At 57.9% G+C, this 24,267-nt stretch carries 24 protein-coding genes and 2 pseudogenes; 18 read left to right on the top strand and 8 right to left on the bottom strand.

Translation table 11 applies throughout. The features are described from left to right. Nucleotides 1–88: 88 nt before the first annotated feature. Nucleotides 89–328 carry a hypothetical protein gene (locus tag PAN31108_RS00135; protein WP_150666894.1) on the bottom strand — a complete coding sequence of 80 codons (240 nt, stop codon included), beginning with the start codon at nt 326–328 and terminating at the stop codon, nt 89–91. A 199-nt stretch (nt 329–527) separates the two neighbouring features. Here PAN31108_RS00135 and PAN31108_RS00130 point away from each other — a divergent pair, with 199 nt between their 5' ends. The 3 genes from PAN31108_RS00130 (at nt 528) to PAN31108_RS00120 (ending at nt 3,221) form a co-directional block, all read left to right on the top strand. Then, nucleotides 528–1,712, top strand: a complete 1,185-nt coding sequence (locus PAN31108_RS00130) for an alpha/beta hydrolase (protein ID WP_150666893.1) — start codon at nt 528–530, stop codon at nt 1,710–1,712. 159 nt (nt 1,713–1,871) lie between these two features. After that, nucleotides 1,872–2,255, top strand: coding sequence for a 6-pyruvoyl trahydropterin synthase family protein (locus PAN31108_RS00125; protein WP_150667391.1), 384 nt, complete (start codon nt 1,872–1,874; stop codon nt 2,253–2,255). A 144-nt stretch (nt 2,256–2,399) separates the two neighbouring features. Continuing rightward, on the top strand, nt 2,400–3,221 hold the full coding sequence (locus PAN31108_RS00120; protein ID WP_150666892.1) for a deaminase domain-containing protein: 822 nt from the start codon (nt 2,400–2,402) through the stop codon (nt 3,219–3,221). A gap of 95 nt (nt 3,222–3,316) precedes the next feature. On the opposite strand, the gene PAN31108_RS00115 is transcribed toward PAN31108_RS00120, so the two are convergent. Genes PAN31108_RS00115 through PAN31108_RS00105 form a run of 3 tightly spaced genes read right to left on the bottom strand, consistent with a single transcriptional unit; the run spans nt 3,317 to nt 5,334 of the window. Next, nucleotides 3,317–4,375, bottom strand: a complete 1,059-nt coding sequence (locus tag PAN31108_RS00115; protein WP_150666891.1) for an aldo/keto reductase — start codon at nt 4,373–4,375, stop codon at nt 3,317–3,319. Nucleotides 4,376–4,378: 3 nt separating this feature from the next. Next, the gene (locus PAN31108_RS00110) at nt 4,379–4,753 is read right to left on the bottom strand and encodes a TIGR04076 family protein (protein WP_150666890.1); all 375 of its coding nucleotides are present in this window, start codon (nt 4,751–4,753) and stop codon (nt 4,379–4,381) included. Nucleotides 4,754–4,797: 44 nt separating this feature from the next. Then, complete coding sequence (locus PAN31108_RS00105; protein WP_150666889.1) at nt 4,798–5,334, bottom strand: cupin domain-containing protein; 537 nt, start codon at nt 5,332–5,334, stop codon at nt 4,798–4,800. Between the two features lie 257 nt (nt 5,335–5,591). Between PAN31108_RS00105 and PAN31108_RS00100 the strand changes: the two genes are divergently transcribed. The 10 genes from PAN31108_RS00100 to PAN31108_RS00055 all read left to right on the top strand — a co-directional run bounded on the left by PAN31108_RS00100 (nt 5,592) and on the right by PAN31108_RS00055 (nt 17,195). Beyond that, nucleotides 5,592–5,873 carry a DUF3311 domain-containing protein gene (locus PAN31108_RS00100; protein WP_150666888.1) on the top strand — a complete coding sequence of 94 codons (282 nt, stop codon included), beginning with the start codon at nt 5,592–5,594 and terminating at the stop codon, nt 5,871–5,873. Beyond that, entirely contained in the window at nt 5,870–7,381 is a 1,512-nt protein-coding gene (locus tag PAN31108_RS00095) for a sodium:solute symporter family protein (RefSeq protein WP_150666887.1), read from the top strand. Before PAN31108_RS00100 ends, PAN31108_RS00095 begins: the two co-directional genes overlap by 4 nt. Nucleotides 7,382–7,489: 108 nt before the next feature. Next, the gene (locus PAN31108_RS00090) at nt 7,490–8,695 is read left to right on the top strand and encodes a porin (RefSeq protein ID WP_150666886.1); all 1,206 of its coding nucleotides are present in this window, start codon (nt 7,490–7,492) and stop codon (nt 8,693–8,695) included. A gap of 165 nt (nt 8,696–8,860) precedes the next feature. Beyond that, complete coding sequence (locus tag PAN31108_RS00085; RefSeq protein ID WP_150666885.1) at nt 8,861–9,607, top strand: hypothetical protein; 747 nt, start codon at nt 8,861–8,863, stop codon at nt 9,605–9,607. Nucleotides 9,608–9,984: 377 nt separating this feature from the next. Continuing rightward, nucleotides 9,985–10,893 carry a hypothetical protein gene (locus PAN31108_RS00080; protein WP_246183698.1) on the top strand — a complete coding sequence of 303 codons (909 nt, stop codon included), beginning with the start codon at nt 9,985–9,987 and terminating at the stop codon, nt 10,891–10,893. 200 nt (nt 10,894–11,093) lie between these two features. Next, nucleotides 11,094–12,458, top strand: coding sequence for an eCIS core domain-containing protein (locus PAN31108_RS00075; protein WP_150666884.1), 1,365 nt, complete (start codon nt 11,094–11,096; stop codon nt 12,456–12,458). A 182-nt stretch (nt 12,459–12,640) separates the two neighbouring features. Beyond that, on the top strand, nt 12,641–13,258 hold the full coding sequence (locus PAN31108_RS00070; RefSeq protein WP_150666883.1) for a hypothetical protein: 618 nt from the start codon (nt 12,641–12,643) through the stop codon (nt 13,256–13,258). Between the two features lie 656 nt (nt 13,259–13,914). Further along, the gene (locus tag PAN31108_RS00065; RefSeq protein ID WP_174994783.1) at nt 13,915–14,844 is read left to right on the top strand and encodes a type 1 glutamine amidotransferase domain-containing protein; all 930 of its coding nucleotides are present in this window, start codon (nt 13,915–13,917) and stop codon (nt 14,842–14,844) included. 288 nt (nt 14,845–15,132) lie between these two features. Continuing rightward, nucleotides 15,133–16,158: a MerR family transcriptional regulator gene (locus PAN31108_RS00060; RefSeq protein ID WP_150666881.1), complete on the top strand. Its 1,026-nt coding sequence runs from the start codon at nt 15,133–15,135 to the stop codon at nt 16,156–16,158. A gap of 194 nt (nt 16,159–16,352) precedes the next feature. Further along, nucleotides 16,353–17,195 carry an IclR family transcriptional regulator gene (locus PAN31108_RS00055; RefSeq protein ID WP_174994782.1) on the top strand — a complete coding sequence of 281 codons (843 nt, stop codon included), beginning with the start codon at nt 16,353–16,355 and terminating at the stop codon, nt 17,193–17,195. A gap of 173 nt (nt 17,196–17,368) precedes the next feature. Here PAN31108_RS00055 and PAN31108_RS00050 read toward each other — a convergent pair whose 3' ends face one another. Next, entirely contained in the window at nt 17,369–18,262 is an 894-nt protein-coding gene (locus PAN31108_RS00050) for a LysR family transcriptional regulator (protein ID WP_150666879.1), read from the bottom strand. A 106-nt stretch (nt 18,263–18,368) separates the two neighbouring features. Between PAN31108_RS00050 and PAN31108_RS00045 the strand changes: the two genes are divergently transcribed. The 5 genes and pseudogenes from PAN31108_RS00045 to PAN31108_RS00025 all read left to right on the top strand — a co-directional run bounded on the left by PAN31108_RS00045 (nt 18,369) and on the right by PAN31108_RS00025 (nt 21,656). After that, nucleotides 18,369–19,274 carry an amino acid ABC transporter substrate-binding protein gene (locus PAN31108_RS00045; protein WP_150666878.1) on the top strand — a complete coding sequence of 302 codons (906 nt, stop codon included), beginning with the start codon at nt 18,369–18,371 and terminating at the stop codon, nt 19,272–19,274. 3 nt (nt 19,275–19,277) lie between these two features. Further along, entirely contained in the window at nt 19,278–20,000 is a 723-nt protein-coding gene (locus PAN31108_RS00040; protein WP_150666877.1) for an amino acid ABC transporter permease, read from the top strand. A gap of 2 nt (nt 20,001–20,002) precedes the next feature. Beyond that, nucleotides 20,003–20,482 (top strand): annotated as a pseudogene (locus tag PAN31108_RS00035) (amino acid ABC transporter permease); the annotation flags it as partial. A gap of 29 nt (nt 20,483–20,511) precedes the next feature. Beyond that, nucleotides 20,512–20,913, top strand: a complete 402-nt coding sequence (locus PAN31108_RS00030; protein ID WP_150666876.1) for a RidA family protein — start codon at nt 20,512–20,514, stop codon at nt 20,911–20,913. Between the two features lie 20 nt (nt 20,914–20,933). Beyond that, entirely contained in the window at nt 20,934–21,656 is a 723-nt protein-coding gene (locus PAN31108_RS00025) for a threonine ammonia-lyase (protein ID WP_150666875.1), read from the top strand. A gap of 46 nt (nt 21,657–21,702) precedes the next feature. On the opposite strand, the pseudogene PAN31108_RS26650 reads toward PAN31108_RS00025, so the two are convergent. The 3 genes and pseudogenes from PAN31108_RS26650 to PAN31108_RS00005 all read right to left on the bottom strand — a co-directional run. Beyond that, nucleotides 21,703–21,942: pseudogene (locus PAN31108_RS26650) on the bottom strand (pirin family protein); the annotation flags it as partial. Between the two features lie 282 nt (nt 21,943–22,224). Continuing rightward, on the bottom strand, nt 22,225–23,181 hold the full coding sequence (locus tag PAN31108_RS00015; protein ID WP_150666874.1) for a LysR family transcriptional regulator: 957 nt from the start codon (nt 23,179–23,181) through the stop codon (nt 22,225–22,227). Nucleotides 23,182–23,886: 705 nt separating this feature from the next. Then, on the bottom strand, nt 23,887–24,267 hold a 381-nt coding region (locus PAN31108_RS00005), incomplete at its 5' end, for an integrase core domain-containing protein (protein WP_150666873.1).

Raw genomic sequence — 24,267 nt, 5'->3', positions numbered from 1 at the left:
CGTTCCCCGACCGTACGCGCCCGTAGGTTTCATCTGTGTCTCCCGGATGGCATTTGGGGACGATTTTATGAACGTCGGGACCTCAACTTCAATTGAATTGCAGCGCAAGCGGCAGGCAGGCCCGTCGAGCGAATTCAGCCCGCCGCAATCTTCCGTCCGCATGCTCGATTGGCACAACGCCCGAATCGCCTGACGGATGACCTTTTGCGACATTCAGACAGTGATTTTCTTGATTTTTTCTTTCAAAAAATTCCAACAGATCAACAAGAGCATTACTTCGGATTACATGATGATTTTTCAGGTCAATTGTGAATTGCGCCTCATCCATGTGATGTGATTGCGACGAAGTCACGAACAGCGGGGATCTGTCTGGGAACAGCGCTATCGAGCCGCGAGATGGTCGTGATTAAAAAACCATAAGACGCCCTAAAAGCATGGAAGAGACAGTAGGAAGCATTTCCCGATGGGCAAACGGGAAGGGCAAAGGTATCCAGACGCCTGGTGGATCATTTCACTGAATCAACCACATGAACTTCAAAACCGATTTTGACGCATCGAAAATCAATCATCGCTCGCATGCCGACTGGCAAGAGAGGGCATCATCTGCACGAGTGGCGTTTGCGCCGTTTGGAGGGGGTCCGTATTACGGATACCAGGTGGGTGTCATCGATGCCATGCACGAGCTGGGGGTGGTGCCGGACGCTTACCTGCCGGGGTGCATCGGAAACTTCCTTTCCATTTACCACATGATGGCCGTCACCGAGGACAAGCATCCGGCGTTCTACATCGATCAGTTCTCAGCCGGCGGATTGATGGCCGAGAAGGATTACCTGAAAGCGCCCATCCCGCCTCTTTTCCCGATGCGGATCACCGAGTGGATGCAAGCGAATTTCAATTACTTCGGCAATCCAGGAAACTATAAAGACCTGCTCGCGCCGGAACTGTTTCCGGCGGTTTATCAGTCGTGGTCGGATTTTCTCGCGCGTCCGACGAAAAGAAATTTCGGCATCTGGTGCCGCAACTTTCTCGTTTCCCATCCGCTTTATCGCTTGACGCTCGGCGCCTATTTCTTCTCTCCGATCGGCGCATTCGGGGAGCTCTACGATCATGAAAACACGGCGGAGTGGATTGAGCCGAAGGTGAATTGGGGCAACATTTATCGGCAAGGCTCGCCGGTCATGATGATGTCGATTTTGCCGGTGGGTAATGAGCATTGCCAGATAGCGACCAACTGCATCGGACATCCGTCATTTGCCCCCATCGATGGCAGGCGTCTCGCGTCGGCAAGCAACTTGCCGTGGCTGATCTCGGAGACGGAGATCGACGGCGTCTGGCATCGGGAGAGTGCAGTGCGTCATGCGGCGACCATCGTGCCGGCCGCATTGGACAGTCTTCCGAACCTCGAACTGATTATTGCCGTGAAAATCATGAGCAATTCGGCGGCCAATCGTCGAAGTTCAGAACAGGGCAACCACGACAACTATGCGCTTCAGGTGACGGAGATGATCTCAGGTATTGGCGAAGCGGATATCCAACTGGCGAAGCAGCATCTGAAAAGCAAGGGAAGGGAGGTCCAATGGATCGTGGTCGAATCCACATCGAACGCGAAGCCGCATTGGACGTTCGAGAATGTCCGCCAATGCCGGGAGGAGGGATATCGATTAGGGATGGAGAAGCTCAAGGAGAGCCGTTTTCTGACGGCGTCGGCGTGAGGCAACGGCGCTTGCCTCGATCACTTCACTAAATGCCGCATGACTTCGCACCCTCACCCTCGGCCTGACACCCGCCGCTGTACAAGAGGGGCATCAGGCACGAGACGCGCGATGGGCGTCTGCATCTGGACAACGGAGAAATAGGTGGAAGCGCAACAGTTGAACTTCGAACTCAGTCAGAAATTTTACTTTGAAGCGGCACATACGTTAGATCGCGAGATCGATGCCGAGGGGAGTCGTCGCATCCATGGGCATACCTATCACGCCCAGATCTTCGTGAGAGGCCGCCCCGACCCGGACACGCGCATGATGATCGATCTCGGACTATTTCGCAGAGAAATCGAGCGCGTGCGCGACCAGCTCGATCACCGCTTTCTCGACGAGGTGCCCGGCCTGGGTATTCCAACCCTCGAAGGGCTGTGCACATTCATCTACCAACGGCTGTCTGTCGCCTTACCCAACATATCCAAAGTTCGTGTGGAACGGCCGGCGAGCTGGGATTGCTGCGATCTGAATCCGGATCTGGCGCTGGCAGGCGCGTGACGCCTGCGATAGGATAGCGGGATTGTCTGCGGCATCGCCGGAATCTGCGCCAGCCACTCGGGCCCGTACGCGTCGATTGCGGAGGGGACTTTCTGCGCTTTCCCCGGGTCGTAGAACGAGTCATCAGCACATCGACCACGACCTGTGACAGATTCCATCAAACAAACGCTCGACGATACGTCGGCGAAATCAGGCGCTCAAGCATCGGGCCGTGCAAGCGGGCCGTTGTCGCCAAGATCGGATTCTCGCGTTATGGAGGTGCGGCAACGCTTGCGACATCAGCACCTCAAATTCCTTTCTATTGCAACAGAATTGAGCGCGCAGGTAGGGCAGCGAAAAATCCCCTCGATCTTTGATTCGCTACAGACAGATCGATTTCACATCGGGCAGCTCACGACGTGGAAGAGAGGCCGAGCGCTCACGAAAACCCTGAAATCGCTTAGCGCAGAATTGGCACTGCGGGACGCCATGGGCTCAGGGGAGGTGCCGTCTGATATCGATCGACTTGAAACCCCGGGCAACTTCGCCTTTGGTCTATGGATTGGCGACGGTGCCCCGCGTAAGCGACGGTATTTCGGCGCAAGTCCCAGAGCCCTCAAACTCATATCAAATTGGGCGACGGCGCCAAAGGATGAGCGCGAAGCACAGTTCAAAAGCAAGGGCACTCGACACTCTGAGTATGTCATTTTGAACAAGGTGGCACGGATTCACAAAAAGACTGCCTCGGGCACATTTTTCTTGTTCACGGAGCGGCTGCCATGCGATGAATGTGAGAAAGTCATCCAGCAGTTTCTCGAACATTTCACAAATGTTCGCCTATCAGTCGCCTACCTCACGGAGGGGCCTCGCGACGCAAAGGATGGTCGAGTTAAGCAAATCCAGGCACGGTTGAGACGTCACGGCAAGGGCCACCGGCTTTACCGTCTCAATGCTAGCCAACTTGCTAACCCGGGTGCTCGCCGCTGAGCCGGTGGCTGATGGGAATGCGATCGAATTTCCCCTGGCAACGATGCCGACGGATAGATGCCGCAGACCCCGGGAGGTCCGGGGTCTGCGCGTCTTCAGGCGGGGGTGCGGTTCAGATCGTATTTCATGATCCGGCCGTGTTTGCCATTCAGATCGCGCTCTGCGGTGTACACATCGCCGGACATCGGCAATCGCTCCGACAACACACGTTCGAGTGCCGCAAGATCGTCAGCGTCGAGCGGCGCATCAAGCACGCGCAGATGATCCGCAAGGTGATCCCCGCGACGGACGCCCACGATCACGCCGGCGACCTGGGGTTGTGCCAGCACCCAGCGCATGGCGATCGTGGGAATCGACAGGGCATGACGGTCGGCAATTCGCTTGAGGGTCGCGAGCAGAAGCTGAAACAAATCCCATCCTCCGAAGTCCTCGATGATCAGCTTGTATTTCACCAGCGACCGGTTCTCCAGTTCCCCGATGGGTTCGGCGACACCGAGCCAACGCTCCGACAGGAATCCTCCCGCGACCGCCCCGTAACACAACAGCTTCATGCCCGTCTGTTCACAAAGGGAGGCGAGCGACAGGCTAGGGCGCTGATCGAGTAGCGAATACTGGACCTGCATGCTGAGCAAAGGCGTGCCGGCGTCGATCAGTTCGCGGGCGCGCACCGTATCGAAGTTGGTGCCACCGAGATGCTCGATTTTGCCTGCGTGCTGCATTTCCTTGAGCCAATACATCGCGTCAAGGTAGCCCGGCACATCGTAGTCCCACCAGTGAAGCTGGACCAGATCGAGACGCTCGACACCGAGCCGCTTCAGCGACCGGTCGATGGATTGCACGACGAGTTGCCGGTTGACCTGGGCGAGACTGCCAAGATCGGGAACGAACTTCGTGTGAACGCGCAGTTTCGACAGACTATCCGCGCCGCGCGTGTTCGTGTAATGACGACGAAACTCACCGATGAGTGCTTCGACGCCGGTATAGATGTCTGCGCAATCGAACGTCGTAATGCCGGCATCGTAGTACGCCGTCATATCGTCGATCGCCGCAGCGTAATCCACGTCGCCATGACCGCCGGCCAGTTGCCATCCCCCTTTGAGCAGTCGAGAGATCGAATAATGTGGCGCGAGATTGGTTTGGTACGACAACGTCATCGATCAGTTCTCCGTGGAGGGATGTTTCACCGCCGTGGTCTCGGCATGCTTGAATGCCCGCGTGTTCGTGCGTGTAATCCGAAAGCGCGACGCACAGTTCGGATCGGGACAAGCGACGTCCGAGTCGGTACTCATCCAGTCGTTGGGATCAGTGACACGTTGTTTGGCGGCGAGCAACGGCAACACCGCCGACAGGGAGTAGATCGAGAAACCTTGTCCGTCAGGCAAGTGGAGCATTTCTCCGCGAAGCTCGAAGTAGTCGCCGACTTTGGCGCCGCAGTACAGCCGGGCGCCTTCCGGGGCAACCACTTCCACGCGCAGATCGTGCAGCGAGAACCCGAGATCCGGATCGCTGCCTTGGGCAGGGGTGAGACTCATGCATTCCTCCAGTGAAAAGTAGGGATGCGATGCGCCGCATCCCCTTAGAGGTTTGGCGGCGTCACCGACAAGATAATTTCGGTCGGAACCTGGGAGGCGTTTAGGTACCGATGCGGCAAACGTGCGTCGAACGAGAGACTGTCGCCGGCGCCGATCACGTACTCGAGGCCTGCGATCTGCGCGACGAGTTCTCCATGAATCACGTAGACGCATTCCGCCGCCGCATGACCTCGCGGCTCCTCGATCGATACCTGACCGGGTTCGAGAACCGCGCGAAGCACTTCCAGTTGACCAATGCCGTTGGTCAACCGCTCGTAACTCACCTGACCTTTCGGTGCAGTGAGCGTCGCGCGTTCGCCGGGGCGGGTCACGCAGACGGACAGGTCGGCGGGCTCGGCGAACAGCGAAACCACCGATTCGCCGAACACCGCCGCGAGACGTCGCATCGTCTCGAGACTGGGGTCCGTCACCGACCGCTCGATCTGACTGAGCAATGTCGCCGAGACCCCTGCCTGACCTGCCAGCTCTCGCAGCGACAAACCACGCGCGCTGCGCAATTCCTTTAATCGTTCTCCGATCACTTTTTCAGACCTCGTTGGTGTGCTGCCAACCTGATCTGTGCAGCACAATTTATACAGTGATACTGCACATGTCAAGCAACGCAATGGGGAAACAACTTGAGTATTTTAATGGGGAACACCGCCTTTATCCACAGGAATATAGGGGAAACCATGTACGGCTCCGCGAGGCATTTTATTTTTTCCACCCTTGAGTTCTTGTGCATCTTAGATACACACTTCACTCATTCTTTGTGCAGCCAAACTATACAGGAGTTGTCATGCCGCACACTGCTTCGAAGCCCGGGTCGCCCCGGAGTCACCGGTACCGCTGGTTGCTTGTCGTTCCGTTTCTCTGGCAGGCCTGCCTGGCACCTGTCGTGAACGATATTTCGTGGACACCGTTCGGCATTCCGTTTCCGATGTTCTGGCAAATGGCGGGCATCGTGGTGGCAAGCCTGCTGATCGGGCTCGTGTTCCGGCTCGACAAGCTTGCGGGCGTCGAAGCGGAGGAGGCGGCGTTTTTGCTGGCCACGTCGCAATGTGCGGGAGAACGTCAATGAAACTCTCGATCGTTCTCATCATTCTGTTGTCGACGGTGGTCGGCGCGATTTGTTACGGCCGTCGCACGCGACGTGGGCCGGCACTTGCGGAATGGGCCGTCGGCGGCCGCAGTCTGGGCACCCTGATCTTTTGGTTTATCAATGCCGGAGAGGTGTACACGACGTTTGCCGTTCTCGGCATTTCCGGTTACGCCTGGGCATTGGGCGCGCCGGCCTATCTCGCGTTCTGCTCCGTGTCGTTGAGTTATGCCGTCGGCTACTGGCTGATGCCGAAGATTTGGAGAGCAGGGCGTCTCGGCAGACTGGTCACGCAAGCCGATTATTTCGCTTCGCGCTATGACGCTCGCTGGCTTGGCGTGCTAACCGGCCTGATCGGCATCGCGTCGCTGATCGTCTACGTCGAGATACAGATGGTCGGACTGGGGCTGATCGTGCAACTGGCGCTGGGTGGCGTGATCTCGACTGCGGCGTCCATCGTGGTGGCGGGGCTGTTGATGATCGCCTTCGTGTTCGTTGCCGGTCTGCGTTCCGCAGCGTTCGCCGCCGGGGTGAAGGATGTATTGATGGTCGTTGTCGTGGTGCTGCTCAGTGCGACAGTGGCAAGCAAAGTCGGCGCGGCGTCGCTACTCGATCTGTTCGGCATGGCCGAAGCGCGACACCCGGGCATCGGCAAGTTTCCGGGTATCGATCCGGCGTCTCCCACGACGGCCATCTGGCTGATGACGTCCGCCATCAATCTCGCGCTGGGGAATTGGGTCTTTCCGCACCTGTTCCAGATCTCGTACTCGGCGCATACGGCGACGGCAATTCGACGCAATGCGATCTGGCAACCGCTTTATTCGCTCGCTTATTTCTTCATCATTCTCTTGGGCATCGGCGCGCTGCTCGCGAACACGCAGCCGCCGGGCGGCAATCTGAACGGCGCATTGCTGCAATTCGTCTCGGAGCGATATCCGGCATGGATGGTTGGGCTGGTGGCTGGCACCGGATCGTTGCTGGCGCTCGCGCCTGGGGCGCTGTTGCTGCTCACCGCGGGTTCCGTGTTCACGCGAAACATCGTGCAGCCATTCCGACCGAATCTCTCCGAACGCACCGCGTTGATTCTCTCCCGTGGCTCGCTGATCGCATTTACGGCTTGCGCCGTCTACCTGTCGATCAGTCAGAAGGGGTCTTTGGTATCGATTTTGTTCGCCGCCTATTCGGCGATCGGCATGCTCGCACCGGCGGTGTTCTTCGGCTTTCTATGGAAACGCACGACCGCTGTCGGCGTGCTCGCGGGGCTGATCACTGGCTTCACTGCACTGCTCGCACCGTTTGCCGCGCACTACTGGGCTGCCGTGCTGCCCCAGTGGGAGCCGGGACTCATCGCCATGGCGATCAACGCGTGCACGGTGATCGCGGTCAGTCTCGTGACACCGGCGCCTTCACCTAACGCCGTGTCGTTTGGCTTGCTCAAGGCCAGCGAGACGCTCATGCCCGCTGCGTCCGGCCGAAAACTCAACGCCTGATCCGGCGCGCAGCACTGCTAGCTCAACTGTCTGATATCTGCGGCGAAGGACGACATGTCCCGCTGCGGCTCGTTGTCGCCTTCCGGCGGCTTTTGATGGAGTCAAAAAGTGAAAAAAAGCTGTATTTGCGTCGCACTTCTCGCGCTGTTTCCGGTATTCGCGTTCGCTCAAAACAGCGTGACGCTTTACGGCATGCTAGACGCAGGGCTCACGCTGGTGAACAACACGGGCAAGGGGCGCGTCATTCAGACCGATGTGTGCGGCCCGCCCGGATGCAATCGCTGGGGACTCAAGGGGTCGGAGGATTTGGGTGGCGGGACGTCTGCGATCTTCACACTGGAGAATGGCTTCAACATTCAAAGCGGTCGCCTCGGTCAGGGCGGGACGATGTTCGGCCGTCAGGCTTTCGTCGGCCTCGCTAATGCGCGATACGGCACGTTGACCTTGGGGCGGCAATACGATTCGCTGTCAGAGACGGTTGGGTATTTTCCATCGAGCAACAACTTCGCGACGGGCTACGGCTCGCATTTCGGTGATCTCGACAACCTGAATCAATCGATTCGCATCAATAACACGATCAAGTATGTGAGCCCGGTCTGGAGCGGACTGCAAGTCAACGGCATGTTGAGTCTGGGCGGGCAGGCGGGCAACTTCTCCACGAATCGGACGGTGGCGCTTGGCGCGCTCTACGCGAACGGGCCGCTCTCCATGGCGGTGGGGTATCTTGGCATCAACAATCCGGCAACGAAGCCGGACGGCACCGGTGGCGTGTACGCGTCCAATGGCAACTATGTCGGGGCGCTGAACCAATACGTCGGCTTGCAGAATGCTGACGTCATGAAGGTTTTCGCGGCCGGCGGATCCTACGCCGTCGGTCCGGCGCAAATCCGGCTCGTCTACTCACACACCGCACTGAAGAACAGCCAGTATTTCGTAACGAATGGATTTGCGGGAGCAGGGGCCGGCAGCAACTTCAATCTCGATAGTTACGAAGTCGCTCTGACGTATAACGTGACCCCGGCGCTGATGGTCGGCGCGGCGTACATCTACAACGCGGGCAAGGCGGATTATCAGGGGCTCAAACCGCAATGGCAGCAAGTCAACCTCGGTGCCACCTATGCCGTGTCGAAGCGAACGAGTTTCTACGGTGTCGCGATGTATCAGAAGGCCGGCGGCGACGGCATCGCACCGGTGCTCGACGCAAACGGGGGTGTGATCGGGCGAGCGGCCATCGCCGAGATTCCCGGGGCGGGGTACGATTCGAGCAATAGCAAGCAGATGCTTCTTTCCGTCGGCATCACGCATCGGTTCTGAGATCAGGACGCCGGGCGCTGCCGCACCGTCGCGCCCGGCGTCGATCGCTCCGGCCTGAAAATGAGCGCAATAAATGTTCGTTTTTCTGGCCTCGACTTCGGCGATTGTGAACCATTTTTTTGGCTGAGACTTAAGTTTTCTGGAGAGTAACCACGGACAAATCCAATGAAAGCCTCATTTCCAGCAACATCGACTCGCTCTGCCGAGACGGGAAACACTTCGTCTTCCCAAAATAGCGGTACTCATCAGGCAGAAACGCAGAACGCGCAGCAATCGCGTGCGAACTCATCCGGCCCCCTCTCCGGACTCTCGAGTTTTTTTCAATCCAAGCGGACGGTAGCCAGGACGGTTTACGAAGAACAGCGTCTTTTTCACGGCACAACACAATCGAACAGAGACGCGCTGGCAAGAGACGGGTTCGACGTGTCCAAGAAAACAGATGGCGCAATGCAGGGACATGGTGGGCTCGAATTTCGGTCGGAAGATGAACTGCAGGCCACAAAGACACACCACTACCTGACATCGGACAAGAGAGCGGCCAAATACTATGCGGGTCTCGCTTCAGAAGCCCATGAGACTACGCGCCAGGAGGGCGGACGTAATTATGTGCACGTCCCCAAGGGCGCCGAACCCTCGATCGCTCGCGTCTTGAGCATCGACAGTCCGGGCAGGAAACTGCTTGAGAACGATCCGCATTCGGGCCAGCAAGGCGGCCACAACTACAAGACCAGCTTCAGAACCAAGGCCAATATCCCGCCTCAGTACGTTCTTGGCAAAAAGAACAGCCCGCCGGGTGCCGACGCCGAGGTCTTCCAGCAAAAACTTGCCAATGCAGGCCTCAAAGTCAAGCTGACTAAGGCGGGTGAATTACTTCGCGAGGTGCAATCCGACGACGAAGGCGACTTCAAGTAGAAAGGCGGCCTCAATGCTCGACTCGAATGCGTTGGCGGCCGGAGAGCCCCGCGCTGAGAAAAAGACGTGGTGGATTACGTAATCAGCAATTGCGACTGACGCCCGCCAAGGAGACGGCATTTACGGCTTGGACCATGCCCCAGCCGCCAGATCGAATTGCCCGGCTCGATTCACCTCGTCGCCCCACAAAACGATCGCCATTCGATGCCGTGCCGTAACCATCCCGGCCCGGCGCGCTCGCGATATCGAACCAAATCCAGGTAATTGGATCGGATAGTCGTCCTCACCCCCAAATAGGACTTTCGATGTCACTATCCAGATCAACCTCATCGAAGAGGTTCATTGTCGTTGTCTTGCTCGTTTTTTCAGCCCTATCCGTGAGCGGACGCGCCGTTGCCGTACAGAACTTTATCTATACCAGCTCTGGTGATCTGGAACAGATTGACGCGGCGATCAGACGGCCGGATATCCGGGGCGTCCAGATCGTGTACACCTGGAAAGCGCTCGAAAAAGGGAAAGGGGAGTACGACTTCTCACAAATCGAACGGGATCTGGCTCACCTCAATCGTTTGAACAAGCAACTATTTGTTCAGATTCAGGATCGATTCTTTGAGCCGACGGCCCGGAACATACCGGCGTACCTGTTGCAAGATCCCATATATCATGGTGGACTCGTGCCGCAGTACGACAACCCTGGGGAAAACCGCCCAATCGGGCACGGCTGGGTTGCACAACAATGGAACCCGGCGGTACAGGAGCGATATCAGCAACTCCTGGCCGCGTTGGCGAAAGAATTCGATGGACGCGTATTGGGTATCAATCTGCCGGAGACGGCCATCGATATCGACATAAAACGAGACAAGACCGGGTTCACTTGTGACAAGTATTTCGATGCGACGCTGAAGAATCTTGAGTTTGCACGGAAGGCATTCCGCAAATCTTATGTGGTGCAGTATGTTAATTTCTGGCCGTGCGAATGGAACAACGATCATCGATATATGTCCCGGCTTTTTTTGTTCGCGAGCGAGAACAATATCGGCCTCGGCGGGCCGGATATCGTGCCCTGGAAGAAGGGGCAGATGAAAAACGCCTATCCGTTCTTCCACGAGTACAAGGGTAAGCTCGCCTTGGTCGCAATGGCGGTTCAGGAGCCGACGTTGACCTACACGAATCCCCGGACACGCAAACCTTTCACGCGCGACGAATTCACCAAGTTTGCAGAAGACTATCTTGGCGCCGACGTTATCTTCTGGAGTGTAGAGTCGCCATGGCTGAAACAGAAGTAAGCGTTGCTTTGCCGATCGCTCGTCTACGGCTGTCGTGCGAGGCTGACGAGCGTGAGCGCCTTATCGTTAGCAGTGCCGCCCCATCGATTCACCTTCGTTGACACGCCAACGGTAAACGACTCAACGTTGTCGTCCAACTCCATTCGGTTGTGCCGCAGACGGCCACCAGCGAACAGCTACCAGCGACCAAAGAGACGAGCATGGGAACTTACGCGGATCAGGCAAAACATGACACCGAAACGTCTCGCACGAATGGCGCTCCCGACGCTCGACATCTCCTGAACGCCGCCGCGCAGCTGCTCGACAATCGGGTGCACGCCACGGCCCAGCGGAAACTTTCGGACATCGCGTCCCGCAGTCCGCAGGCCCGGCAGCTCAGCGCCTTCAAATCGATGGCCGACAATCGCCCGGAGTCCGAACGAATCACGCAGCTTCAAGCCGTTGCGCACGCGTCATCACCCGCGCGCCAATCGATCAACGGCACAGGTTTGCCCGACACACTCAAGCACGGCATCGAAAGCCTGTCCGGCATGTCGATGAGCGACGTCAAAGTCCATTACAACTCTGACAAACCCGCGCAGTTGCAAGCGTTTGCGTACGCGCAGGGGACGGACATCCATGTCGGTCCGGGACAGGAGCGCCATCTGCCGCACGAAGCCTGGCACGTCGTCCAACAACGGCAAGGCAGGGTGCGTGCAACCATTCAGGCCAAAGGTGTCGGCATCAACGACGACACCGACCTCGAACGCGAAGCCGATGTCATGGGCGCCAGGGCGCTGACGCTTGGAGACTCAGGCTCGGACGAGCCGCTTGTCCAGCGCGCCTCGAGCGGCAGCAGCGGTCGTCATGCACCGGTACAAAGACTGGCGTACTACCACGGTGGAGGCAAAGCCTTCGTGAACTCGGCAATTGCCGGAGCGCACACATCCAAGGCGTCTGAAGGTGAACTCGGCAGCACGGGCATGTACTACTGGAAGGACGACGAAAACGCGGCACTGGTGTCGGCGGTTATCTACAACCCATCAACAGACTGGGCCGTGATGAAAATCGATATCGATCCGGAGGTGTTGAAGACCCACAGTGGCGCGACCCGCACGCTGAAATTTCCAAGTGCTGACGTGGCGCCGATCACGCTCGACGGTGGCAAGGTGCAGACAGTGTATGGTGTGCACTATCGATTCATCCAGAACAATCTCGGCACCAAGCTTGGCGAGGCGTCTAAAGATGAATCGATCGAAGGCGACCTGGCACCTAAGTATGCCGCCATGACGGGGCGGCAGTTTCTGGACAGCTTCGATGTCGTACAGGCGCCCACCAAGGCCAACAATTACGGATACACCACGCTGCGTCAGGTGCGTGCGAACGACAGGGGCCTGACTAACATCATCTATGGGACTGCGACCGACGGCAGCAGAAACACCTTCTCCAAAACCTGGGAAGGAAAAATCGCCGACGCAGGCCAGCAAGCGACCATCGCCAACATGGGACTGGACAAGAAGCAGGAAGTCCCGGCCGTGCTGCGTGGGATGAACGGGCAGAAGGGAACCGTCATCACTGAAACGTAGACGCGTAGACGCGTCGATATGCCGACGCCCCCTGTATGAATACCAGGGGAGAATGGTGTTGGGTGCGCCGTTCCATGGTGTCGCCAACAGTCGGAATCCGCGCCAGATGTTCGCAACATGACAGCCCATTACCGCATTTGCTATCTACGATGTTGTGGCAAGCCACAACCGGAAGATACCGCATGAAAAGCACAAGATTGACGCAAGGTCAGAGTACCGGCACACATCTGGACGCTGGCCAGACACACAGCAACACGCCCCATCAGGCGAGCACGTCTGCGTCAACGACGTCACACCCCGTCAGCCCGGAATTCGAAGGGTTGAAACGTATCGCCAAGAAGGTCTACAAAGAGGAACGCAAGTTTCACGGCACCGATAGCAAAGGCAAGGCGAGTATTCGCAGTGATGGCTTTCAGATGAGCAAGAAGGACAACACCAATGCCTGGGCCACCGACAAACGTCACTATCTGGCACCACAAAAGATGACCGCGATGCTCTACGCCAAGCAGGAAGACCCCGCTATCGTGCGTACGCTCGGTGCTCATACAAATAAGAACAGGGCGTCGAGCTTCGAAGCCTCCACCAACGAGCCTGGTGCTTACGTAGAGTGGATACGTACGTCGAAGGACATCAAGGCCAAACACGTCCTCGGCAGCAAGCGCAGCGCCGCGGGCCCCGATGCAGAGGTCTTCCGGGAGCGGATGGAGCGCGCAGGGCACAAGATCGACACGGCCACGGCAGGGCGGTTGCTACGGGACGTGCAATCCGATTCCGAGCATGATTTCTCCGACAGGGAGTAATACCTTCTGGCAATCGCAGCGGAGGAGGAGGGGGCCGAGTAGTGCTGCGCGCGCTTTCCTCTACCGCACCAGACCATCGACAAAATCGAGGCATCAATATAAGCGTTTTCGCCGGGACGTGGTGACGCGCGGGATCTCGGAACGAACACAGCAATCACATGCCTCGACACAAGCCTCGACGCTAGCGCAGTCGGAAAGGCTATCGCTGGAATGCACCGCGTCTCGATTCTCGATGCCGTTCGGTAATGATCATGCCGATCATTTCCCCGCGGGGGCTTACGATCCCGGCGGCAGTCCAGTCACGCCCTGAAAATGTCTCAAAAAGTGGCAGCGTTGTCGGTTACGTCACGCCACGTCCGCACTAGAATCCCTCCAGCTGGTAGAAAGCAAGACTGTCGAGGTGCGCCTCGCACTTGCCATTGCCGCCGCTAACCACCCCCTGTTCAAAATCGGTTACGTCTGTTGAAGACATCGTGAGCATCGCCATTGCGGACTCAAACGCACGAGCACGGTAACGACCTCGTGACATTGGCAATCTCATGAAACCAGCACCGGCGGTATCTTGCCTTGACGGTCCGTTAGGGCGTGCAAGGAATCCCCGCTGGCATTTGCCGATTACCGATTTGCAAACGATCTTTCAAGCAAGGAGTCAGTGGATGACCCGTTTTCCTAATTCCGACAAGCCAGCGGTTTGCGAGGCTAAGTGGGGAATTTTTTCCAGAGTTGGCATTTCCATGGTAGCGGCCGTAGTAATGGCCGCAGCTTCGGCACAAGTTCAGGCAGAAGACAGAGGGAAAGTGTTGGTGATCATGTCCAGTGCTCACCAGCTCGAATTGCGCGATGGAAAGACGTATGAAACAGGCTATTACCTGGACGAACTTGAAATCCCGCTTCGCAAGATGCTCGACGCTGGATACACCGCGGTGTTCGCGAGTCCGGATGGCAAAGCGCCGTCGTATGACAAGGTGTCGTACGATAAGATGTTCTTTGGTGGAAGCGAGCAGGCTCTCAAAAAGGCTGTCGAACTTGTGACGAGCGACAAGGGGCCTGTGCATCCGAAGAAGCTCTCGACAATCCTTGCTGAGGGCATCAACGACTACGTCGGCGTTTTCATTCCAGGCGGTCACGCCCCTATGCAGGATCTGTCGCAGGACAAGGATCTCGGAAAGATCCTGCTTACGTTTCATGAAACCCGGCGACCAACTGGCGTCATCTGCCATGGACCGACAGCGCTCCTTTCGACGCTGAGCGACCCGGTTGCCTTCCGTAAGGCGATCATTGCCGGCGACACCAACGCGACGAGCCAGATTGCGAAGGGGTGGCCGTACGCCGGATATCGCCTCACGACCTTCTCGTCAGGAGAGGAAAAGTTTATCGAAGGGCCGGGCGCGCAACTCGGTGGATCGGTTCAGTTTTACGCGGCCGACGCGTTAGCCGAGGCGGGCGCACATGTGGATCGCGTCGCTGCCTGGCAGCCGAACGTCGTGGAGGATCGTGAACTGGTGAGTGGACAACAGCCGTTTTCCTCTGAAGCATTCGGCGATGCATTCGTAGCAAAACTGAAAACCGCCTCGAAGGCAAAGTAACCGGCACCACGCCCCCTCGCTACTGTTACCGCCGACGAGTCGCGTTCGGTTTCGGTTTCGGTTTCGGTTTCGGTTTCGGTAGCGAGGCAGCCGGGGGACGATTGTTCGATGTTCAGTCGAGCAATCCTCCATGCCCATTGCGCTAATGGGTCAACGGGCCAATGTCCGAGCGCTAATTCCGAAATCTGCCACGAGATCCGATAGCGAAAAAGCCGATAATGTGTTGACTCGGCCCTTAGGGCCGCCCTCATGCTGACTGCTCCTGGTCAACACAAGGACGGTGAACTTATGAATTCTTCCCATTCGTGGCTGAGCGCATCGGAAGCCGCCAAACGGCTTGGCGTATCGAGCAAGGCTTTGCGCCTGTACGAGCAGAAGGGCTTGATAAATCCTGGGCGAACACCGGCAGGGTATCGGGCGTATCGACCTGGCGATATCGTCCGAGCTGGCGAGGTTGTGGCGCTGCGCACGCTAGGACTCAGTCTGGCTCAAGTCGCGCGCGTGCTGGACGGTGACCCCGAAAGTCTCAACGCGGCGTTGTCGACACACGAAACAGTACTCGACAACGCGTTCCAGGAGATTCTCCGTAAACTGGACAAGCTTCGAAGTATCCGGGCGGATCTGGCTCGCGGAAGGATGCCAGCCGACGGAGAATTGACCTCCTTGCTCAATCGATCGACCGAAATCACGACGGCGTTTGAGCTCCCATGGCCTTGGGGCAGGGAGTGGTTCGAAGTTCGAGAGGTTCGCCCTTTGAACTACATCATCGGCTCGCTAGGCAGCGGAAAGACCCGGCTGGCCCATCGTCTCGCGCAGACGCTGCCAAACGCAGCCTTCGTTGGCCTAGATCGGCTCGACAATGGATGCGTCGCAGCAAAGACCATGCTGGAAACTGATCCTGCGCTCAGATCGCGCACTACCCAGACCATGGCGTGGCTCGTTGAAGCGGGGGCAACAGAATCCGACGCGCTGACGGCACTGCTCGTTGCGCTCGAAACCGAAGGCCCCGCCGTATTGGTGATCGATATGGTCGAACAGGGTCTCGACCAGTCGTCTCAGGAAGCCCTGATGATCCACCTTCGTCAGCGTGCGAAGATGGGAGGAAGGCCACTTTTCTTGATGACACGCTCGTCAGCAATCTTGGACCTTGCGGCCGTTGGACCGGATGAGGCGATCCTGCTTTGCCCCGCAAATCACAGTCCTCCGAGCAGAGTAGTACCGTACCCCGGTGCGCCAGGGTACGAGGCTGTCGCGACATGCCTGGCATCGCCGGAAGTACGTGAGCGGATAGCGAGGTGCCCCGAAGCGGCCTAATCGCGCGCGAGTAACCCCGCAATTCGGCTAGACCAACGGCTGTTGCCCGTACCTCCAAATCGAGAAAGGCCACAAAGATACTCCCCGAAGGGCGGAAGAAGACGGGGTTAGTCGTTTCCCGGGTGTAGCGATTCGCTTGGTGTTTATGGGTGACGCGTCAATAATTGGGACATGCAGAGGTCCGGAGGCTCAGCGTGAAGAAAACCACCTTGGGAAAAGCAAACTTGGATGAAAATCGTTCGGGACAACTGACACGGTCATTTGCAGTGATCCGGGCACTTGCTCAAGGCAATGACGATGCGCGGAGAGTCATTGACATCGCCCGGAGCGTAGGCCTGCCAGAGTCGACTACGCATCGAATTTTAGGTGGGCTAATCGCGGAAGGGGTTGTAGAGCAGTGCCGGAAAACTAGAGGTTACCGGCTGAGCGTTGAGTTCTTTTCGCTCGGGACTATGGCCCGCGAGCCGTACACGCATGATGGCTTTATCGGAGATGTTTTGGAATCGCTCTGCGCGGACCTCGGGGATTCCACTTTTTTTCTGGTCAGGCGAGGTTTCGACGCGATCTGCATGGACATGTGCGAGGGCCCGGTCCCAGTGCGCTCATATACCGGCAGGATTGGTGGGCGTATGCCACTCGGAACCGGCGAGGGCGGATTGGCTATCCTCGCGTTTCTTCCTGAGGCAGAGCGTGAGGAGATTATTCGCGCCAATTGGGCGATAAGACAGGAACACTCCGAGATCGCCGATGACGAACAGACGTTGCGAGCTCGCATTCATCTTGCACAAAAGCTTGGATACGTAACACGCGACCGAGGAATCATAGACGCAATGACGGGTGTCTCCGTCCCAATTCTCGACCGCCTCGGATCAGCCGTCGCGGCCCTTAGCGTCGGTGCCCTTGCGCAAAGATTTCAAGCCGGCCGATTGGAACTGGTTGTCCAGCGCCTGAAACTTGCGGCGGATGCGATCGCACCATCCGTCGACAGGTACCGCATGCGAATCCCCAACCCTTATATGGCAAACGCCACGGCGTGAGCGCGGCGTCGATCTACGCTTGGCACAAGCGCGTTGGTGAAATGGTCAGCGATGACGTCAAGCGCCTCAAGCACTTGGAGCAGAGAACGTCAGACTGAAGAAGGTGGTAGCCGACCGTGACCTAGATATCCAAGTTCTGAAGGGGATCGGCGCAAAAGTCAGGTCGCCGATGCTCAGCGTACCTCGGATGACACCGGTGTCACGTGCTCAAGCAGTAGCCGCGTTAACGCCTTTACCAGCGGTAATCTTACAGATGATCGCAGTTTGAGCATGCCCACTGAGCGCGCGGGCGCAGGAAATGGGAGCGCCCATCGACGCACACTCGTGTCGTGAAAACCGATCGGTGGACAGTTGGGGACAATCGATACGCCGAGTCCTTCCGACACGAACTTCGATATCTCTTCGATGCCATCGAGTTCGAATTGTTCGTTTGGTCTGATACTGTGATGAACTAGAAAATCGTCTGCCAGTTTGCCCGCGACTACCGTTCGGTCAAAACGGATGAATGGCTCGCGAGCGATCGTCTCCAGCGGGTCCTTCACGACCATTGTCGCCGGCGTCAGCAGCACCAGCGACTCCTTCCTGAGAGGCACCCAATCACAAGATTTGGGCAATGCAAACAATGGATGCACTATCAGTGCCGCGTCCAGCTCGCCGTCGGCCACCTTATCAATCAAGGGCATGGAGTTGCCCGGCTCGATGAAAATCTTTATGCCCGCGTAACGACGATTCCACTCGCGCAACGCCGGCGGCAAGAGCCCCATGAGTGCCGAGTGGACTGCGCCCAGTCTTAACGGTCCCGCCGGCAACTCGTCGCCCAGGGCTTGTGAGCGCATATCGCGTGTTTCGCGCACAACCGCGCGAGCCCCCTGCAGTATCCGATATCCCGCCTCGGTCGGTTTGACCGTCTGCCCGGCGCGCGCCAGCAGCCGACATCCGATCTCTTTCTCGAGAGCTTTGATTTGCTGGGCGACAGTGGTCGACGGCAGATCTAACTGCCTTGCTGCTTCCGCGATAGAACCCGCAGCGACGATGGCCAGGTACGTTTCGAGAAATTTGCTTTCCATAAACGTATTTTACGTTTATTGAGTGCGCAAAAACACGCTTTTTTAAAGATATTGTCGACCCGATACTACCGCCCGTCATGTGGGTAACTAATCGGAGGAGACGAGGATGAAAAAGCGATTGATGATGGCCGTCATGCCCGTAATGCTCGCCAGCAGTGTTTGGGCTGTGCACGCTGGCGCCGACACGCTGGCGAAGATCAAGGCCACGGGAACGATTACCGAGGGAGTCCGCGAGTCTTCCGGTCTGGCTTATACACTGGGCAACGGGAAATACACGGGATTCCATTACGATGTCTGCGCAAACATTATTGCCGACGTTAAAAAACACCTTGGCCTGGCAACGCTGGAGACGAGATACCAGCCGGTCACGTCGCAGAATCGCGTGGCGCTGGTGCAGAACGGCACGGTCGACCTGGAATGCGGCTCAACAACGAACAACCGCGCCCGTGCTCGCGACGTGGACTTTGCGATCACCACGTTCGTGGAAGAGGTCCGGATGGCCGTCAAGGCGAATTCGGGCATTCGCGAACTCAAGGATCTGAACGGCAAGACTGTGGTGACCACCACGGGATCGACGTCGGTGCAGACCCTGCGACGAGATCAACGTGCGCAGAGCATTAGCATCAAGGAAGTTTACGGAAAGGACCACGCCGACAGTTTCCTTATGGTCGAGTCGGGCAGGGCGGACGCGTTTGTCATGGATGGGTCGATCCTGGCGGCCAGCATTGCGAAGTCCAGGAGCCCAAAGGACTTCAGGATCGTCGGCGAGGTACTGTCGGTCGAACCCATTGCCATCATGCTGCCCAAAGGCGATGCCGCGTTCAAAAGCGTTGTCGATGACAGCATCAGAAATCAGATCAAATCCGGCGAGTTAGGCCGACTCTACGACAAGTGGTTCATGCACCCGATTCCCCCATCGGGTGTGACGATCGGCCTGCCGGTATCGAGCGCGACAAAGAACGCCTGGGACCATCCGAACGATCGCCCCGCCGAAGACTATTCGCGGAGATAAGTCATGCGGCTAGATTGGACATTTTTTGCCGATGACCCGGGCGGCCAGTTCTCCACCTATTGGGCCTGGTTGCTATCCGCCTGGGGATGGACCCTCACGGTATCCGTGCTGTCGTTTGTCGTCGCATTGATCGTAGGGGGCGTGATCGGAACGCTGCGGACGATACCGGGGCGGCCGACTGTCGTGAGACTTTGTGACGCCTATGTCGAGATGTTTCGCGACATCCCACTTCTGGTGCAGGTGTTTCTTTGGTATCACGTGGCCCCGGCCTTCGTGCCCCCGCTGAAACTGGTTCCGAGCGCTGCGCCGGTCATCGTTGCGCTCGGCCTGTTCACTTCGGCGCGCATCGCCGAACAACTGCGTGCCGGCATTCAGGCATTGCCACGCGGACAACGAGATGCCGGTAAGGCGTTGGGCTTCACAACGTTCCAGACCTACTGTTACGTCATCCTGCCGATGGCTGTGCGCCTGATCATTCCACCATTGACGAGCGAGTCGATGAACATCGTCAAGAATTCATCGGTCGCGTTTGCGGTTTCGATACCGGAACTGACCATGTACGCCATGCAGGTACAGGAGGAAACCTCCCGGGGCATCGAAGTTTATCTCGCTGTGACGGCGCTCTACGCGTTGTCTGCGTTCTCGATCAACAGACTCATGACGATGGTCGAGCAACGCCTTCGTCTTCCGGGATTTGCGCCCAGTCGTCAATTGGGAGGGCATTGAACGTGTTGCTTGATTTCTCCTCCTTCAACTGGTCGTCTGTCGCGCAGTCGGTGCTGAACGGTCTGGCGTTCAGCATCATGCTAACGGTTGCCGCTACGGCCGGCGGTGTGGTACTCGGCATCTTTCTGGCGCTCGCGCGGCTGTCGGGAATCCGGGTGCTGAAAGTGCCCGCCACGGCGTACGTCAACACAATGCGAAGCATACCGCTCGTGATGGTGATTCTCTGGTTCTTCCTGCTGGTGCCCGCCGGACTTTACGAGGCGATTGCCGGCGAGTTCGGCCGAAACCATCGATCGGAAATCTCGGCGATCCTGACCTTCGTCGCGTTCGAGGCGGCGTATTTTTGCGAAATCGTGCGGGCGGGGATTCTGTCGATCCCACGTGGGCAAAGCTCGGCGGCACATGCCATCGGTATGTCCTATGCACAGAATCTGCGATTCATCGTTCTGCCGCAGGCGTTGCGAAACATGAGCGTCGTTCTCTCCAACGATCAGACGATTGGATAAACGTAATGACAGACATACGTGAAACCGTTGTAGCCCCTCCACCTCCCTACGCTGCCAGTCGGCGTGTCGGCAAGTTCGTGCTGACGGCAGGACAGGTCCCCAGAAATGCGGCACGCGAAGTAATGGGCGACTCGATTGAGGCGCAAACCGTTGCCGTTTTCGACAATCTTCGCCGGGCGTTGGCAGACTCGGCAGCCAATATGTCCGACGTGGTAAAGATCAACGTCTATCTGGCGGATATCTCCGAGTGGTCGAGATTCAACGTCGAGTATTGCCGTCAGATGGGAGATCTTCGTCCCGTACGCACAACGATCGGATGCGCCTTGAACGGCGTGAAGATCGAAGTCGACGCAATCGCCTATTTGGGCGATGAACCGCAGATGCAGACCATCGGGGCTTTGCTGTGAGCGCGGCGCTGCCACTCGCCATGAAAGACATCCAGGAGGCCGCCGGCCGGTTGAGTGCCCATGCGGTGCGCACGCCACTCCTGAAGTTTCAGGCACTCAACGAGCAGTGCAACGGGCGCGTGCTGATCAAGCCGGAAATGCTTCAGCGCACGGGATCATTCAAGTTTCGTGGCGCATATAACAAGATCGCCAGTCTGACGGAGGACGAGTGCCGTCGAGGCGTGATGGCGGCGTCGTCCGGTAATCACGCACAGGGAGTGGCGAGCTCGGCGCAAATTTTCGGCTTGAAGGCGACCATCCTGATGCCCGAGGATGCACCGGAAATCAAGATCCGACGAACTCGGGACTATGGGGCCGACGTCGTGCTTTACGATCGCTACAGCGAGGATCAAGCATCGCTGATGCAGGCGTTGCAGGCCCGCACTGGTGCAGTCGTGATTGCCCCGTTCGATGATCCGTTGATCATGGCGGGACAAGGCACTGTTGGACTGGAGATCGCACAGGATCTGGCGCAGCAGGACATTGCCATCGATGTCGCTCTCGTGCCTTGCGGTGGCGGCGGGTTGATCGCGGGTGTTGGCACAGCCATGCGGGCAAGTATCGGCAAGATCGCGCTCTATTGCGTCGAACCGGAGCACTTTGACGATACGGCGCGGTCTCTCGATCTGAGCGAGCGCGTCGCCCGAGTATCACGCGCGCGGGACCATCGCTGGGAATTTCCTCGGCCGACAGATAGTGACTGACCGGAGGGGCGAGTTCCCGATCTTCGGGCAGTGCGACCCACAACTGAAAACCTTTCACCGGTGGCTCCACATGGCCCGTGTGCCAGGCGCCGCGGCCGGACGACATCCACTCGATGTCACCGGGTTCCAGATATCCCGTTCGGTTGCCGGATTCTGCGTAGTGGAGGCGCCCCTCCATCAGCAGCGTCAATGTGGCGATCCCGGAGTGTGGATGCCAGTCGTAACCGGGCTGGCCGATCGCCGCCTGTGAGTCGATGAGATCCAGGAACACAAAGGGCTTAATCATCTGGCCAACATCCGAGGGGCTGGCCATTCGAACGATCGGACCGTGTGCGCGGCCCCTCGTACGAAAGATGACGTGACGGCGTGGGCGAATTCGGGGGGGAATGTTCATGGGGCTCTCCATCAATTGACCATGCCAACCCGTTCTCGAATGTACGCGGCCGAGCAGGCAGGGCCATTATCCGAATCGCCCGATAACAGCGCCAGACGGGAAATCGGATTTCATCCGTGCATGCATGGCATAAAGGGATAGCTTGGCGCGCCGCAACGGCAGAACCCGCCGACGCTACTGTCTGGAGGGCCTTTTACCCGTCACCTTCTTTTGCGCCTGTCCCACTGGGCGGACAATGGCTTCGCGCACCATGACATTTTCCGCGAAATCGGCAAAGGCCCGGACAGATCGGGGAATGTGCCGGTTGCTGGGATAGACAAAATGGACATCGACCTCGCGCTGGCTGTAATCGGGAAGGACGCGCTCAAGTGCGCCGCCCTCCAATCCCGCGCGTGTCATGAGTTCGGGGAGCAGTGCGATGCCGAGGCCAGCGATAGCGGCGTCCAGTTGTACACGGGCCGAGTTCGCGGAGAACTTTCCTCCGACGGCCACCTCGCTCTCGGCCGAGTTTCCGTCGAGACGCCAGATCGCGGCTCTGGATTCGCTGCCGGTCGGCAAAATACAATCTGCGTTTGCGAGATCCTCTGGCGTGGAAATGCGTTCGATCGTCTGCAAGTACCGCGGACTGGCGACGAGCATTGACCGCGTGGCGCCGATCCGTCGAACCACAACCGTCGGCTCCGCGACGTGGCCGGCCCGGATCGCAAGGTCAATTCCATCTCGCAACAGATCCACGCGTGCATCGTTCAAAACAAAATCCAGACGAATCTTCGGATACGACTCAAGAAATGTCGTCACCTCAGCGAGAGGAAACCAGTTGAAGAAGTCCGCAGGGGCTGCGACGCGCACTCGTCCGCGAGGCTCTGCGCTCTGGTCTGCGATTTGGCGATAGGACTCGAAAAGCGAGTCAACCTGGCCGACGCATTCCGCGTAGAACGCCTCCCCGGCTTCAGTCAGCACTAGCCTTCGCGTCGAGCGTTGCAGCAGACGTACGCCCACTTGTTTTTCCAGCATCTGTATTCGTCTGCTTCCCGTGCTTGGAGGAATGCCGAGTTGCTGCCCGCCACGTACAAAACTGCCCGCCTTCACAACGTGAACGAACAAGGCGATGTCGTTGAAATCGATGCCCATTGTTAATTTCCACCATCGGAATAATAAATCCCACTCTACCATCTACGGATGGAATTGGATTACCAATAGGATGCTCGTGACCTTACTGATCGCTGCGCCGAGAGTGCAGCAGAAATTTTATGTTCAGGACCATGGAGCAAAGCATGAGCGAGATTTATCCAGAAGGCGTGGCTGTTGTAGCAGGGGGGAGCGGCGGCCTCGGTGCGGCCATTGCATTTGCGCTGGCTGCTGATGGATCCATCGAGGTGCTGGGCCGGCAGGCGAGCGCGAAGAACGAAGGGCAGTTCGGCATTCGGTCGAACTGCGTGGCGCCAGGCTGCATCGATGCAGGGAGTTGCATCGTTGCAAAGGTAAAGGCTGATGTCCCGGTGAGCTTGCGGTGCCGTCATATAACCTGTGTTCGGCACCATTGCGCCATTGAGGGCGACCGCGCTGCTCGTACGCCATGTCGAGCGCCTGCGCCACCAGGTCCGCGTCCAGTCGTGTCGAGAATTCCCAGGCCTACGACGCGACAACGGCAGCGCAGTCACCACCGTAACGGATGAGGTAGCCCCCCTAAACGGCGGCAGGCCGCCGACATCGATAGGGAATTCGGAACAAGGTCCAGATTATCCAGCGTTGCAGGTCCAGGAGCGACTATTTTGTGGGCAAGGACAAGGGAATACCTTCTGCGCCAGTGTATTGACCTAGCAAAACCTGCACAGGTTAAGCGGCTAAAGCGAATGCCTCGGCCGGGGTCTTCATCTTTAGCGCCTGATGGGGCCGTCGATGGTTGTAGAACTGAATCCAGTCCGAGATTGCACGGCTGGCGTGTTGCAACGTTTCGAAGCGATGCCGGTGCACGCATTGCTCCTTCAACGTACGAATAACTCGCTCGACCATGCCGTTTTGCTGCGGGCAATGCGGGGTGATGAACTCCTGGCGCAATCCGTAGCTACGCACCAGCGCCGTGTAACGACGGCTCGTGAAGACCAGGCCATTGTCGCTTCTGAGCAGAAATGGCTCGGCAACTCGCCCCAAGGTGCCAAAACGTGCGATCAGCGCATGTTCCAAGGCGCTTGAGGGCGTGCTGGCACGACCGCTACG

The sequence above is a fragment of the Pandoraea anhela genome, assembly GCF_902459655.1.
In the GTDB taxonomy this organism is placed as follows: domain Bacteria; phylum Pseudomonadota; class Gammaproteobacteria; order Burkholderiales; family Burkholderiaceae; genus Pandoraea; species Pandoraea anhela.
Note: the sequence above shows the minus strand (reverse complement) of the source record. Positions and strands in the feature narration are given on the sequence as shown.